The following is a 13,624-nucleotide window of genomic DNA, read 5'->3' on the forward strand; positions in this document are numbered from 1 at the left end:
CGGCCGATGGGGCCGGGAGTTAGCTGTCGTAATCTATCGCATGCCGGAGCTGCTTTTCATACTCCAGCGCCTTGCCGGTGCCGAGGGCCACGCAGTTTAGGCTCTCATCGGCGACCGAGATGGCAAGCCCGGTCTGCTCACGCAGCGCAAGGTCCAACTCGCCCAACAGCGCACCGCCGCCCGTAAGCATGACGCCCCGGTCGACAATATCGGCTGCGAGATCCGGCGGCGTGGTCTCAAGTGCGGTCATGACCGCCTCGCAGATCGCCTGAACGGGCTCGGAAAGGGCCTCGGCCACCTGTGCCTGATTGATCTCGGTCTCCTTGGGGACACCGTTGAGCAGGTCGCGGCCACGAATTTGCATCGAGGCGCCGCGCCCGTCATCGGGCATGCGGGCAGTGCCGATCGAGGTCTTGATGCGTTCGGCCGTGCTGTCGCCGATGAGGATATTCTGCTGGCGGCGCAGATAGGAGACGATGGCGTCATCCATCCGGTCGCCACCGATGCGAACAGACCGGGCATAGACAATATCGCCGAGGCTGAGCACGGCGACCTCGGTCGTGCCACCACCGATATCGACGACCATGGACCCGGTCGGGTCGGTGATTGGCATCCCGGCGCCGATGGCTGCGGCAATGGGCTCGGCGATCAGGCCAGCGCGGCGGGCACCCGCCGACAGAACCGACTGCCGGATGGCGCGCTTCTCGACGGGCGTGGCGCCATGCGGCACACAGACGATGATCTTCGGCTTGGTGAAGGTCGTGCGCCTGTGAACTTTGCGGATGAAATGCTTGATCATCTCTTCCGCAGTGTCGAAATCGGCGATCACACCCTCGCGCATCGGCCGGATGGCCTCGATGGAACCGGGCGTCCGGCCCAACATCATCTTGGCGTCCTCACCGACAGCAAGAACTTCCTTGCGACCATTCTTGTTGTGATAGGCCACGACGGAAGGTTCGTTCAGGATGATTCCCTTGCCCTTCACGTAGACAAGCGTGTTCGCCGTCCCGAGGTCGATTGCCATGTCTGAAGAGAACAACCCACCAAACAGCGCCATACTTTGTCCTGCTCTTGTATTGCCAATAGGATAACGAGCCCCGGCGACTCCACCGTCGCGGGACGCCGGACTTATAGTCGTGCAATCGCGCATGTGAAAGGGTCAATGGCCGCGCCATAGGCGTTCCTTCGCCGGTCGGCTGGATTGGCCTTTGGCGCAGGATTACTTCTTTGTGCCGGCCAGAGCGAGACAGTAATGTCTTCTCCAGCGACCCTGTTTTGAAATCATACCGGACCTAGACCATGATTTGCCTTCGAGACCTCCTGTCCAGCTTTTTGCTGTCGCTTGCGCTCGTCGTAGCGCCAGTTCTCGCTGTTGCGCAGGACAGCGCTGCCCCCGCCGAACAGACGGCCGCCCCCGAGGAAGCAGCAACCACAGAGCAACCCGCTCCCGAACTGCCAGCAGAGCTCACCGATGTGACCGTGCCGCTGGAGGACTTCAAGCTCCGCTTGCTGCCGCTGACCCTCGACGAATTGACCACGCTGGCGGAGATCTGGCAGGGCATCGTTCAAGACCAGACCCAAGCGGGCGTGGACAAGACAATCGAGGCCCGCGCCGATGGCAGCTCGCCGACAGAGGAAGAGACCAACGAGATCGTCGCCTTGACCGAAGCGCGCGGCGAAGGCTTTGCACGTTTCAGTGCCGTCGTCGACAATTTCACGAAAAAGGGTGGTGATGAGGCCGTGGCCGCCACCTTCCATGCCTATATGAACGCGATCTCGGTCGACGAAAAGCAACAGGCCGATTTCCGAACACTGCTGCAGATGGCAATGAACTGGACGATTTCCACGGATGGTGGCCTCGGCATCGCCAAGAATGTGATCGTTATCATCTTCGCCTTCTTCGTGCTGATCGTGGTCGCACGCATCGTCCGTGGCTATGCGCGCCGCCTCTTCGCCCGTGTCCCGGACCTGTCGAAACTCCTTCAGGCCTTCCTGACCCTCGTTGTCTACTGGCTCACCATCGCCATCGGCCTGATGGTCGTCCTGTCGGCGCTCGGCGTGGATATAACGCCACTCTTCGCGGTGGTCGGCGGTGCTTCCTTCATCATCGCCTTCGCCATGCAGGACACGCTGGGCAATCTCGCGGCCGGCCTGATGATCATGTTCAACCGCCCCTTCGACGAGGGCGATTACATCACCGCCGGCGGCACTTCGGGCACGGTGTCCGCTGTCTCCGTGGTCTCGACCAAGGTCAAGACGCCGGACAACCAGGTCATCATCATCCCCAACTCCAAGGTTTGGGGCGATGTCATCACCAACACCACCGCCTCCGAGATCCGGCGCGTGGACCTGGTCTTCGGCATTGGCTACGACGATTCGATCGAAGAGGCGCAGCGGGTGCTCGAGGAGGTCGTGGCGGCGCATGAGAAGGTGCTGAGCGATCCCGCCCCGGTGATTCGGGTCGGGGCACTGGCCGACAGTTCGGTCAATTTCATCGTCCGCCCCTGGACCCTCAGCGAGGATTACTGGGCGGTGCTCTGGGACCTGAATCGCTCGGTCAAGGAAGCCTTCGACGCCCATGGCATCTCGATTCCCTTCCCGCAGGCGGACATGCATATCAAGGTCGCCCAAGCGCTGCCGATCCCGACGCAGGCAGTGCCCAGCGAGACCGGTACGACGGCGTCACCCGATATCGCCAGCGGTGACAGCGTGGAGAACGGCGGCGACGGAGATCGCGACTAACTTCGCGTCAAAAGAAAACCCGGCCCGCATCGGCAGATGCGGACCGGGTCTGGACCAAGCATAGCGAGCGATCAATGGACCGCGTCGCGATAGTCGATCTCTTTCTCATCGGTGCCGGTCTTCTGTCGCCGCACGATCAGCCGGTTCAGCGCCGCGACATAAGCCTTGGCCGACGCCACGACCGTGTCGGTATCCGCCGATTGGCCAGAGACGATCCGCCCCTCCTCTTCCAGACGCACGGTCACGGTGGCCTGCGCATCGGTGCCGCGGGTCACGGCATGGACCTGGTAGAGCTTCAGATGCGCATTATGAGGGAAGATCTGCTTCACGGCGTTGAATGTCGCATCGACGGGGCCATCGCCAGCGGCGGAGACCATGTGGTCGATGCCATCCACCGTCAGCACCAGGTCAGCCGATTGCGGCGCTTGCGTGCCGCAGATAACCCGCAGGAATTTCACCTGCAGCTTCTCGTCCGCCTCGGTGCCGGAATCGCGCATCAGCGCGATCAGGTCGTCGTCATAGACTTCCTTCTTGCGGTCGGCGAGTTCCTTGAAGCGGACGAACACGTCCTTCAACTGGTTGTCGCCCAGATCATAGCCCAGGTCATGCAGCTTGGCGCGCAGCGCGGCGCGCCCCGAATGCTTGCCCATGACCAGGTTGGTGGCCGAGAGCCCCACATCTTCGGGACGCATGATCTCGAAATTCTGCGGATTCTTGAGCATGCCGTCCTGGTGGATGCCGCTCTCATGCGCAAAGGCGTTCTTGCCGACCACCGCCTTGTTGAACTGCACCTGGAAGCCCGAGACATCGGCCACGCGGCGGGAGATGTTCATGATCTTGGTGCTGTCGATCCCGGTCGTGAAGGGCATGATGTCATTGCGCACCTTCAGCGCCATGACCACCTCTTCCAGCGCGGTGTTGCCCGCCCGCTCGCCCAGCCCGTTGATCGTGCATTCAATCTGACGGGCACCGGCCTCGACAGCGGCCAGCGCGTTGGCGGTCGCCATGCCGAGGTCGTTATGGCAATGGGTGGCGAAGGTGATCGTATCGGCGCCGGGGACGCGTTCCAGCAGCATCCGGATCAGGTCCGCACTCTCGCGCGGAGCGGTGTAGCCGACCGTATCGGGGATGTTGATCGTGGTCGCGCCCGCCTTGATGGCGATCTCGACCACACGGCAGAGATAGTCATGCTCGGTCCGCGTGGCGTCCATCGGCGACCACTGGATATTGTCGCACAGGTTGCGCGCATGGGTGACCGTCTCGTGGATCTTGTCGGCCATCTCGTCCATGGTCAGGTTCGGAATGGCGCGGTGCAGCTCCGAGGTGCCGATGAAGGTGTGGATGCGCGGGCGCTCGGAATGGCGCACGGCCTCCCAGCAGCGGTCTATATCCTTGAAATTGGCGCGGGCCAGACCGCAGATCACCGAGTGTTTCGACGCCTCGGCGATGTCGCGCACGGCTTCGAAGTCGCCCTCCGAGGCAATCGGGAAGCCGGCCTCGATGATGTCGACGCCCATCGCGTCGAGCATCTCGGCGATCTCCAGCTTCTCATCATGGGTCATGGTGGCGCCGGGGCTTTGCTCGCCGTCGCGCAGGGTCGTGTCAAAGATGACAACGCGGTCTTGGGGTTTGGTCATGTGCTTGTTCCTTGGAAGTCCTTCAATCCTGGGGCGCGGTAGCCTGTTCCTCTGAGCGGACGCGCCGAACCGGCACGCTCAGAGGCGGCTAAGGAGAAGGAGAAGACCGGCAAGCGGCAGCGCCCGCGCGGAGGCGGGTGCGGAAAGGATATGCCGGTCAGTCGTCATGTGGGCGACTATACGCAGGAAGAACGGAAAGAAAAGGTTGAAATCTGGGAAATTGGCTCAGGGAAGCTGCTGCATCGCGGTTTTCGGCATCGCGACGCCAACATGTCGCGCGAGAAACGCGACATCCGCATTGGTCTGTTTTGAACCGCCAGGGGAGGTTGGAGCGAAACGCGTTTTGCACGGAATCAAGGCGAAGCCGCTGTGTTAGGCGGCCTCGCACATATCAGGACCGTTGCTCCTCGCTCGGGCGCAGATAGATGAACCAATAGAGCAGGCCGACGAAGAGTCCGCCGCCGATGATATTGCCAATGGTCACCGGGAGGAGATTGGCAAGGAAGAAGTTGGACCAGGTCAGGTCCGCGAAGGCGGCCGCCGTCGTGCCCGTGGCCTCCCAGAACTCGGGGCCGGCAAATGTCTTGGTCATGATCGCCATCGGGATCTGGAACATGTTGGCGACGCAGTGCTCGAAACCGGCGGCAACGAACATCGCGACCGGCATGGTCACGGCGAGCAGCTTGTCAGTCACGCTATGGGCCGAAAAGGTCATCCAGACTCCGAGACAGACCATCACGTTGCACATCAGGCCAAGTGCCACGGCCTGGGCGAAATCATGGTGCAGCTTGTGCTGCGCGATCTTCATGTAGTTCAAGCCGAGCTGGCCATCGGCGAATTCGTAATGCTTCGCCACCTGCATGATCGCAACGAGGCAGATGCAGCCGACGAAATTGCCCACATAAACCAGCCCCCAGTTCTTGGAGAGCTGCGCCCAGCTGATCTTGCCGCTCGCCTTGGCGACCACGGTCAGCACGGTCGAGGTGAAGAGCTCGCCACCGCAGACCACGACCAGCATCAGGCCGAGCGAGAAGGCGAGACCGCCAAGCATCTTGCTCGCGCCCCAGCCCATATTCGGGTTTCCGGTCGTGACCACGGTGTAGAAGATGAAGGCGATGCCGATGAAGAAGCCGGCCGAAACCGCCAGCGCGAAGGCGTTGCGCGGGCGTTTGGTGGCCTTTGCCACCCCGAGATCCTCGGCTTTCTTGGCCATCTCCGGCGGCAGAAGCGCGTCGAAAGAGTGTTGCTGCATGTCCGTGAGTTTTCCCTTTGATGCGGCCGGGCTTTGGCGCCTCTTTGGCCCGCGTGTCAGGTGGTTTCGAGGCCCCGGGCGCGGAAGATTTCCCGCGCGGCCTCGGTGTCTTCGTTGCTGGGCGTGGGTGTGTCGCGAAGCTTGTAGTCGAGCCCCAGCTTGTCCCATTTCGAGGTGCCCATCTGGTGGAAAGGCAGGACCTCGACCAGCTCGACAATATCGCCATAGCTGGCAACCTTGTCGGCCATCTTCGCCACGTCGTCGGGCGCATCCGACCAGCCGGGCACCAACACGTAGCGGATGCGCATCGGCTTGCCGAGGCGGACGAGCCGGTCGGCGAAATCGAGCGTGGGTTGGAGCGGCTGGGCGGTGAGGGCGAGATAGCGGTCCGGGTCGATATGCTTGATGTCCAGCATCACGAGGTCGATCGGGTCGAACCAGGCATCCGTGACCTTGCCATGCAGGAAACCCTGCGTGTCCAGCGCGATATGCAGGCCCCAGCGTTTCTTGATCGCCGCCGCCGTGGCGCCGACGAACTCGGCCTGCATCAGCGGCTCGCCGCCAGAGAAGGTCACGCCGCCGGCGAATTTCAGGAAAGAGGAATATTTGCGGACCTGCCGGAGCATGTCCTTCACCTCGACCCTTGTACCGTTATGGAGCTTCCAGGTGTCGGGGTTGTGGCAATAGAGGCAGCGAAACTGACAGCCTGCCATGAAGAAGACAAAGCGCATGCCCGGCCCGTCCACCGCCGCCCCCGATTCAACGGAATGCAGAAAGCCGTGGCAATCTGCATCATGGATGGCGTCAAAGGCGTCGTCTGGGACCAGGGCGGTCATGATGTCTTCTCCGGCAGGGTTGGAAGGGGCGCCGGAGAGCGCCCCTCACCGTCTGGGTTACATCGCGTTGTGGAAGGTCCGGCCGATCACGTCGAGTTGTTGTTCGCGGGTCAGCTTGACGAAGTTCACCGCGTAGCCGGAGACGCGCACTGTGAGCTGCGGGTATTCTTCCGGGTGGTCCATCGCATGGATCAGCGTATCACGGCTGAGCATGTTGACGTTCACATGGAAGCCGCCGGCATTGGTGTAGCCGTCCAGGCAGTTGGCAAGGTTGCGCACCTGCTCCTTCTCGGTGTGGCCCATCGAGTCCGGGGTGGCCGAAGCGGTCCAGGAGATGCCGTCCTTGGCGAACTCGTAGGGCAGCTTGGCGACCGACGCACCGGCAGCGACAAAGCCGTTCTTGTCGCGACCGTTCATCGGGTTGGCGCCCGGGGCGAAGGCTTCGCCGGCCTCGCGGCCGTCGGGGGTCGCGCCGGTCTTCTTGCCGTAGACCACGTTGGAGGTGATCGTCAGCACCGATTGGGTCGGCATCGAGTTGCGGTAGAAATGCGGCTGGCCTTCGACCTTCTTCATGAAGGCTTCGGTGAGCCAGACGGCGATGTCATCCACCTTGTCGTCATTGTTGCCGAACATCGGGTAGTCGTCCGCGATCTCGTAATCGACGGCGAGGCCGGCCTCGTTGCGGATGACCTTCACGGTCGAGTGCTTGATGGCCGAGAGACTGTCCGCGGCGATGGAGAGGCCGGCGATGCCGCAGGCCATGGTGCGCAGGATCTCGCGGTCATGCAGCGCCATCTCGATGCGCTCATAGGCGTAGCGATCATGCATGTAGTGGATGCAGTTCAGCGCCTTGACATAGGTCTTGGCGAGCCAGTCCATGGCTATCTCGAACTTGGCGACAACCTCGTCATAGTCCAGCACATCGCCCTTGATCGGCTCCAGGCCGTGGGCAACCAGCTGGCCGGACTTCTCGTCCACACCGCCATTGATCGCGTAGAGCAGCGCCTTGGCGAGGTTGGCACGGGCGCCGAAGAACTGCATCTGCTTGCCGATGGCCATGGCCGAGACGCAGCAGGCGATGCCGTAATCGTCGCCCCACTTGGTGCGCATCAGGTCATCGTTCTCGTACTGGATCGCGGAGGTGTCCTTCGAGACCTTGGCGCAGAAATCCTTGAAGCCGCGCGGCAGCTTGGAAGACCAGAGCACAGTCAGGTTCGGCTCCGGCGCGGGGCCGAGGTTGTAAAGCGTGTGCAACACGCGCAGCGAGGTCTTGGTGACCAGCGTTCGACCGTCCTTGGACATGCCGCCAATGGCTTCGGTGACCCAGGTCGGGTCGCCCGAGAACAGCTCATCGTAATCCGGCGTGCGCAGGAAGCGGACGATCCGGAGCTTGATGACCATGTCGTCGATCATCTCCTGTGCGGCTTCCTCGGTCAGCTTGCCACGGGCGAAGTCGCGCTCGATATAGACGTCGAGGAAGGAGGAGATCCGGCCGATGGACATCGCCGCGCCGTTCTGTTCCTTCACCGCAGCAAGATAGGCGAGATAGGTGAACTGGATCGCTTCGCGGGCGGTGCCGGCCGGTTTCGACATGTCAATACCGTATTTCAGGCCCATCTCGCGCAGTTCTTCGAGGGCGCGATACTGCTCGGACAACTCTTCGCGGTCGCGGATCGTGTCTTCGTTGAACACGGCGTCGTCGAGTTCGCGGTGCTCACGCAGCTTGTCTTCCTTGAGAAAGTCGATGCCGTAGAGGGCGACGCGGCGATAGTCGCCGATGATGCGGCCACGGCCATAGGCGTCCGGAAGGCCGGTGATCACGCCGGACTTGCGGCAGGCGATGATGTCCGGGGAGTAGACGTCGAACACGCCCTGATTGTGGGACTTGCGATACTTGGTCCAGACTTCGTGGACGGTCTCGTCAGGCTCGAACCCATAGGCCTTGAGGCCGTTCTCGACCATGCGCAGACCGCCATTCGGCATAATGGCGCGCTTGAGCGGCGCATCCGTCTGCAGGCCAACGATGATTTCGGCTTCCTTGTTTATGTAGCCGGCATCATGGGCGGTGATGGAGGAGGGGCGATCCGCGGAGACGTCGAGAACACCGGCGGCACGCTCTTTCTTCAGGAGTACGCCCAGTTCATTCCAGAGCGCAGTGGTGCGTTCGGTGGGGCCAGCGAGGAAGCTGTCATCCCCCTCATAGGGTGTATAGTTTTCCTGAATGAAGTCGCGGACATTGACCGCTTCGCGCCAACCGCCTTCGGAGAAGCCTTCCCAGGGATCAGCGAGATTGTCTTTGTTCATGGCATTCATTGTCGTCTCCTGACGAAATTCTGCACGGGCCCTGCCCGCGGCTTGCATTCAAACCTTGATCCTGAACCTTCGGACCGCCTCCACCGCCAGTGCCGCGCGAGCTGATCCGTGTTCTTACCCTACGGTACTTTACCGCTTCGTTCTAAAGATAGGGGCAGGTGTATTTCCCTTTCAATTGCCGTCCATCTGCGGTCGATTTTTTTTATATATTGTTTTCAATATGATGCCAGAAGAGTTGAGGCGGCAATGCACTGCCTGCATAGAATCTTTCGCGAAATTTTCGGTCTAAAAGAGACCCAAATATATGCAATAGTTACGCAAGGACAGATTGCGTTACCATGCCCCCCTAAGGACGAAATATCCTGACCCGCACACACCGGGGGCGCTAACGCCGCACCGCGTCATTTTTCGTGGCGCGCGCGAGAGTGATTCCATGCAGCTGGGCGCCACGCTTGCAGCAACGAGATGTCAGGATTGTTCAGCAGGGCCCGTCGTCGGAGTATCAGCTTCCCGCGAATTGCCGTGTCAATGCTTCCCTGCGCTGTTGTCTGGTTCGGGTGGTTGCGCGCGCGTCCACATAACCGACCTGAAAGGCAGGGCTCGAGTCCGGTCATTCCATCCAGATTCAATACGCCAAGGCGTCATTGGCGCTCGGCGAGCAGGCATACTGTCGGAAGTGGAAATCTGGAGCGGGCGGCGGGAATCGAACCCGCGTCATTAGCTTGGAAGGCTAAGGTCTTACCACTACACAACGCCCGCGCAGTGTTCCCGGTCAATATTTCATGGGTTTTCCGGCGTCAAGTCAGATCTCCGGCGTCGTTTCAGGAACACCGAGAAGAAACCTTTTCTGCCAGAACATAGCTCCAAGCTCAGGACAGATGGCCAGACACCAACGGTCGCCGCGAGACCGATGGCGGAAAAGACGACCTTCGGTCAGCCGTCGTCCGTGACGCTGGCAGGAGAGAAGCTGTCCCACCAGCGAGCGGCGCCGATGTTGCTCGATCCCGCTTCGGCGCGTGTGCGATGCGTGTTGGCAGACTGGGACGTGTCGTGGGTGCTGTCGAAGCTGTGCAGCCCGGCGGGCGCACCACGAAACAGCATTGACGTCAGAAGACTTCAGCCAAGACCCCGTTCGCGCAAAGGGCGACCCACATTCCATTGTCACGCCGACCTTCGACGACCATCACGAAGCGACTGACTGTGGATTGTCACTGCGACACCCCACCCGCCATTCACGCCGCGAGGTCGTCTGTCGTCTCTGAATGCGCAGGGCCAATGCCGGTAAACTCAACGTGGATCCTGTGCGCGTCCATCCCGCCATAAAGATGAATCCACAGACCGCAGCCGATATCGATGAAATGCATCATCAGGTCTGCCGGACGCTTCAGATCCGGGAAGGAGGCGATTTCGCGCTCGATCAGTTCGTCATAATGCGGGCGGCTATGCCCGTCGTGCCAGGAGATTTCCAACTTCATCTGCATCTCGTGTTTTCTCACATCTGATCGACATCGATCTATGTGGCAGCAGGAACTCTTCGCATGTGGGTCGGACAGCCCGCCAGTTTGAGTCACGCAATCGCGGGACGAAACTCTCCCTTGAGTGCAAAGCTCGGATTGCGCCATAACGCTCTGGTCCCGGTCCACATGTTTCGGGATGGGGAGTTCAATCGGAGAAGCCATGTCCCGCGTTTCCGTACCAGTCATCACTTACCGGTGGATCACGTTCCTGCTCGCGATTGGCTATGTCGCGTACCAGTTCGGGACCGGTGACTGGTCAAACCCCGGCGGCCCTTTGAGATTTCTCACGATCTGGGCTTTGGTGCTTTCTGCATATTCCGCCTGGAGGATGCTGTCGATCAGCCTGGGGAAATCGGATCATCCCTATGAAGTTCCGGCGATGACGGCATCCGTGTTCAACATCATGGTCGTCTACCTCTATTGGAAGCTGTTTCTGATCAACCCTGATCTGGTGAATGGAAACGGACCGATCATCTGGCATCAGGAATACTACCTGCACGGGCTTGGACCCGCCTTGCAATTGATCGATGCGGTGTTCATCGGACAGGTCTTTCGACGGATCTGGCGTGGGGCGGCGGTTCTGCTTCTCATGGTGCCGATTTACGTGCTCTGGGCAGAGATGTTCGTCCAGCCTTTGAACGACACACCTGTTGGAAGCGTGACATCTGGCCTGCCCTATCCATTCCTCAACAACATGGAATGGCCGGCGCGAGCGGAATTCTACGTGCTCTACGGCGGCATTGCTCTTGCGATTCTGACGGCATTGAGTGGCGTCGGATGGGTCGTCAAACGGTCGAGATCTACCGTTGGTTCCGCGAAGAGACCGCCGGTCTGATCGCCCACAAGCGCCAATCGAGCATCAAAAGGCAGCGATCAATTCGGATCGGCACCCTGCTCCGGGTTCAACCGCAGGATCGAGACGTTGAGGCAAAGGGCGATTGATACCCAGCCGACATATGGAATCAGCAACGCACCGGCCAAAGTGTCGACCTGAAAGAATGCCAGCATCGCTGCTGCCGCCGAAACCCAAAGCAGACTGATAACAACCAATCCGGTGCGCATTTGGTGCAGGCCAAAGAAGACGGGCGTCCAAAGGGTGTTGAGCGCAATCTGGAGCGCCCATAGCGCCAATGCGAGCCCGCTTCCTTCGACGACGGCAACGCGCGCGGCCGCCCAGGACATCAAGAGGTAAAGAGAGGTCCAGGCGACAGAGAACACCCAACCCGGCGGCGTCCACGCCGGTTTCCTCAGATCGCGATACCAGGTGCCCGGTGCGAAAAGCGCCCCCGTCGATCCTGCCGCGACGCATGTTGCCAGAAAGACAAGAAACAGAATGAACGTCATGAATTCCCACTCTTCAGTCAGCGGCATCCAATGCCTGGGCATCGGGACGGCTCAATAAACGCCAATTTCGGCCAGTGAAACATCCGCACTATGATCCCTGCCGAAGGCAACGAGGCCAATCGAACGGACTGTCTCAGGCGACACACGTTTCGGGAGCAATTTCCCCGATGGTTTGAAGGCCGACCAGGGCAACGAAACCTCGCGCCAGACCGGCTCTGTCTCGAACACTGCCTGGTAATACTGCCACGGAAAGCGGGTGGCGCGGGTTCGAAGGTGAATGAAATAGCGCTCGCCATTGCCGCGCACCTTCAGGACCAGCCCCTGATCCTCCTGTCCGAGGGACTCGATCATGGTCCGGACTTGAATGAACCCACCTCGATTTTCAGTGCTGACCTCTCCCGTCAAGCGAATGAAGTCCCGGCCATTTTCGCTGCCGAGATCGGATTGCCCCTTGGAGACGCCCCCCATGACAGTGTCCGCAACATAGCTCCATGTGAGTTTGGTGGCCGGTTTCATCTTTGGGGTCATTGCGCTGTCACCCAATCCTGCAGTCGCGGAGACCACCAGAATCGCCGCCAGAACCGTGCTTCTGATCATAGACCAAGACCTTCTTCTCCATTCCAAAGGATAACATAGCCCGGTCGAAAAAAATGGCACATTGGCCTTCACGCGGACCTGGCGGATCCACAAGACGCTCACGTCAGACACTCCATATTCGGACGCCTCACCACGTCCTAAAGGGTGCTCAGGACGCGTCGTGCCGTTGTTTCCCCCGCGACGAGGGCACCTTCAATCAGTCCCGGGCTGATATTGGACGTCTCGGAACCCGCGAACCACAAGCGATTGTCGAGATGGCAGTCTCGGAGCACGTCTGGGCCAACAACCGGATGCTCGGGTGGCGTCGCCCTATCGATCTCGCTGCAAATGAGTGGTTCTCTCGCCCAATCCTGCAAGATCAGGTCTCGTGGCTGTGCAGCATCCAGACCAAAACAGCGCACCAGTTGCTCCAGTATGGCTGCGCGCAATCCCTCGGCATCTCGTCGTCGATCCTCGGCAGGCCACCCGACGAACCCGAACAAGGCCCCCATCTCGGCACCTTCCGGCGAATGATCATGAATCTCGACAAGCGGACCGACCCGGCTGGCCACCCGTCCGGACAGCCCCTGATCCCGCCAGAACGGCTGGTCGTAGAGGATCACCGCTTTCGCCTGCTGCCCCATCCATGTCGGTATCCGTCGCATTATCCCGGACATGTCTGGATCAAGCGCGCCGATCCCGATCCGCTCTCCGACGATCCGCAATGGTGCCGCAAGAATTGTCGCCGAACAGGTGGTGGTTGTTCCGTCGCGCATGAGAAGGCGCAAGGACGCTCCATCGACATCGATCGCGGTGACCTCGGCGCCAAGCCTGACCGTGCCGGGATCAAGTCTTTCCTCGAGCGCTTCGGCGATCGAGCCCGGCCCACCAACCAATCGGGTTATCCCGTCCTGAGAGGGAAGCGGCTGCGTGATCACTTGAGATCCGAATCCATCCAGCACGGCCTCGCCAAGTTCAAATTGCGGGAACGACCGGACAGAGAGGTCATTCATCCATCGCTGAACATGTGGTTGCCATCTCGGCCAGACCCATGTTGGCCCGGTGTCGAAACGGACGCTCTCGGAGCCCGGCTCCGAAACCGAGCGAACCCGTCCACCGGTCCGCCGCGATCCTTCGAGGATCAAGACCTGCTTTCCGGCGCGTTGCAGACACAAGGCGGCGGTCAGCCCCGCGATACCAGCCCCGACGACAACACATTCCGTCACTTGCTCTATCCCGCTTTCAGGTAAGGTCAACGCCGGGAACCGGACGCCTTTCGCAGGCTACCGGCAAAGCACCCTGCAGGAAATGCATATCGGGTCTGAAGTTTCTCCCAGTTGTTCAAAACCGTTTTGACCCTAAATTAATGACCAACGAGAGCGCTAACATCACGACCCGAAGCGCTTT

The 13,624-nt window shown here is 60.6% G+C and carries 13 protein-coding genes and 1 tRNA gene; 3 read left to right on the forward strand and 11 right to left on the reverse strand.

What is annotated here, in order from left to right:
- Positions 1-19: 19 nt before the first annotated feature.
- Complete coding sequence (locus R3X27_RS16340; RefSeq protein WP_317709947.1) at positions 20-1,057, reverse strand: rod shape-determining protein; 1,038 nt, start codon at positions 1,055-1,057, stop codon at positions 20-22.
- Positions 1,058-1,299: 242 nt separating this feature from the next.
- Between R3X27_RS16340 and R3X27_RS16345 the strand changes: the two genes are divergently transcribed.
- Positions 1,300-2,742 (forward strand): mechanosensitive ion channel family protein, encoded by a 1,443-nt coding sequence (locus R3X27_RS16345; protein ID WP_317709948.1) that lies wholly within the window; start codon positions 1,300-1,302, stop codon positions 2,740-2,742.
- Between the two features lie 71 nt (positions 2,743-2,813).
- Here R3X27_RS16345 and R3X27_RS16350 read toward each other — a convergent pair whose 3' ends face one another.
- Complete coding sequence (locus R3X27_RS16350; RefSeq protein WP_317709949.1) at positions 2,814-4,379, reverse strand: 2-isopropylmalate synthase; 1,566 nt, start codon at positions 4,377-4,379, stop codon at positions 2,814-2,816.
- A 150-nt stretch (positions 4,380-4,529) separates the two neighbouring features.
- On the opposite strand from R3X27_RS16350, the gene R3X27_RS16355 reads away from it, so the two are divergent.
- A complete protein-coding gene (locus R3X27_RS16355) occupies positions 4,530-4,691 on the forward strand; it encodes a hypothetical protein (protein ID WP_317709950.1) in 162 nt (53 codons plus the stop codon).
- 79 nt (positions 4,692-4,770) lie between these two features.
- Here the strand turns inward: R3X27_RS16355 and focA are convergent, their stop codons facing one another.
- From focA to R3X27_RS16385, 6 genes are all read right to left on the reverse strand, one after another.
- The gene (gene focA, locus R3X27_RS16360) at positions 4,771-5,631 is read right to left on the reverse strand and encodes a formate transporter FocA (protein ID WP_317709951.1); all 861 of its coding nucleotides are present in this window, start codon (positions 5,629-5,631) and stop codon (positions 4,771-4,773) included.
- Between the two features lie 56 nt (positions 5,632-5,687).
- Complete coding sequence (gene pflA / locus R3X27_RS16365; RefSeq protein ID WP_317709952.1) at positions 5,688-6,467, reverse strand: pyruvate formate-lyase-activating protein; 780 nt, start codon at positions 6,465-6,467, stop codon at positions 5,688-5,690.
- Between the two features lie 57 nt (positions 6,468-6,524).
- A complete protein-coding gene (pflB, locus tag R3X27_RS16370) occupies positions 6,525-8,780 on the reverse strand; it encodes a formate C-acetyltransferase (RefSeq protein ID WP_411572505.1) in 2,256 nt (751 codons plus the stop codon).
- A 685-nt stretch (positions 8,781-9,465) separates the two neighbouring features.
- A tRNA-Gly gene (locus R3X27_RS16375) sits at positions 9,466-9,539 on the reverse strand.
- Positions 9,540-9,713: 174 nt separating this feature from the next.
- Complete coding sequence (locus R3X27_RS16380; protein WP_317709954.1) at positions 9,714-9,881, reverse strand: hypothetical protein; 168 nt, start codon at positions 9,879-9,881, stop codon at positions 9,714-9,716.
- 131 nt (positions 9,882-10,012) lie between these two features.
- Positions 10,013-10,255: a hypothetical protein gene (locus R3X27_RS16385; protein ID WP_317709955.1), complete on the reverse strand. Its 243-nt coding sequence runs from the start codon at positions 10,253-10,255 to the stop codon at positions 10,013-10,015.
- 202 nt (positions 10,256-10,457) lie between these two features.
- Here R3X27_RS16385 and R3X27_RS16390 point away from each other — a divergent pair, with 202 nt between their 5' ends.
- Complete coding sequence (locus tag R3X27_RS16390; RefSeq protein ID WP_317709956.1) at positions 10,458-11,132, forward strand: hypothetical protein; 675 nt, start codon at positions 10,458-10,460, stop codon at positions 11,130-11,132.
- A gap of 38 nt (positions 11,133-11,170) precedes the next feature.
- On the opposite strand, the gene tspO is transcribed toward R3X27_RS16390, so the two are convergent.
- From tspO to R3X27_RS25670, 3 genes are read right to left on the reverse strand one after another with little or no spacing between them, the layout of a single operon-like run.
- Complete coding sequence (gene tspO, locus R3X27_RS16395) at positions 11,171-11,668, reverse strand: tryptophan-rich sensory protein TspO (protein WP_317709957.1); 498 nt, start codon at positions 11,666-11,668, stop codon at positions 11,171-11,173.
- Between the two features lie 24 nt (positions 11,669-11,692).
- Positions 11,693-12,340, reverse strand: coding sequence for a CIA30 family protein (locus tag R3X27_RS16400; RefSeq protein WP_317709958.1), 648 nt, complete (start codon positions 12,338-12,340; stop codon positions 11,693-11,695).
- Between the two features lie 35 nt (positions 12,341-12,375).
- Positions 12,376-13,443: a flavin monoamine oxidase family protein gene (locus R3X27_RS25670; protein WP_411572506.1), complete on the reverse strand. Its 1,068-nt coding sequence runs from the start codon at positions 13,441-13,443 to the stop codon at positions 12,376-12,378.
- Positions 13,444-13,624: the final 181 nt, after the last annotated feature.

Origin of the sequence: Tropicimonas sp. TH_r6, from assembly GCF_033101155.1 — a bacterium.
Lineage (GTDB): Bacteria > Pseudomonadota > Alphaproteobacteria > Rhodobacterales > Rhodobacteraceae > Tropicimonas.

Excerpts from the sequence above, each read along its gene's own strand:
- R3X27_RS16350 (WP_317709949.1), bottom strand. The coding sequence starts at position 4,379 with ATGACCAAACCCCAAGACCGCGTTGTCATCTTTGACACGACCCTGCGC.
- R3X27_RS16345 (WP_317709948.1), top strand. The coding sequence starts at position 1,300 with ATGATTTGCCTTCGAGACCTCCTGTCCAGCTTTTTGCTGTCGCTTGCG.
- tspO (WP_317709957.1), bottom strand. The coding sequence starts at position 11,668 with ATGCCGCTGACTGAAGAGTGGGAATTCATGACGTTCATTCTGTTTCTT.
- R3X27_RS16355 (WP_317709950.1), top strand. The coding sequence starts at position 4,530 with ATGCCGGTCAGTCGTCATGTGGGCGACTATACGCAGGAAGAACGGAAA.
- R3X27_RS16340 (WP_317709947.1), bottom strand. The coding sequence starts at position 1,057 with ATGGCGCTGTTTGGTGGGTTGTTCTCTTCAGACATGGCAATCGACCTC.
- R3X27_RS16390 (WP_317709956.1), top strand. The coding sequence starts at position 10,458 with ATGTCCCGCGTTTCCGTACCAGTCATCACTTACCGGTGGATCACGTTC.
- focA (WP_317709951.1), bottom strand. The coding sequence starts at position 5,631 with ATGCAGCAACACTCTTTCGACGCGCTTCTGCCGCCGGAGATGGCCAAG.
- pflB (WP_411572505.1), bottom strand. The coding sequence starts at position 8,780 with ATGAATGCCATGAACAAAGACAATCTCGCTGATCCCTGGGAAGGCTTC.
- R3X27_RS16380 (WP_317709954.1), bottom strand. The coding sequence starts at position 9,881 with ATGCTGTTTCGTGGTGCGCCCGCCGGGCTGCACAGCTTCGACAGCACC.
- R3X27_RS16385 (WP_317709955.1), bottom strand. The coding sequence starts at position 10,255 with ATGAAGTTGGAAATCTCCTGGCACGACGGGCATAGCCGCCCGCATTAT.
- pflA (WP_317709952.1), bottom strand. The coding sequence starts at position 6,467 with ATGACCGCCCTGGTCCCAGACGACGCCTTTGACGCCATCCATGATGCA.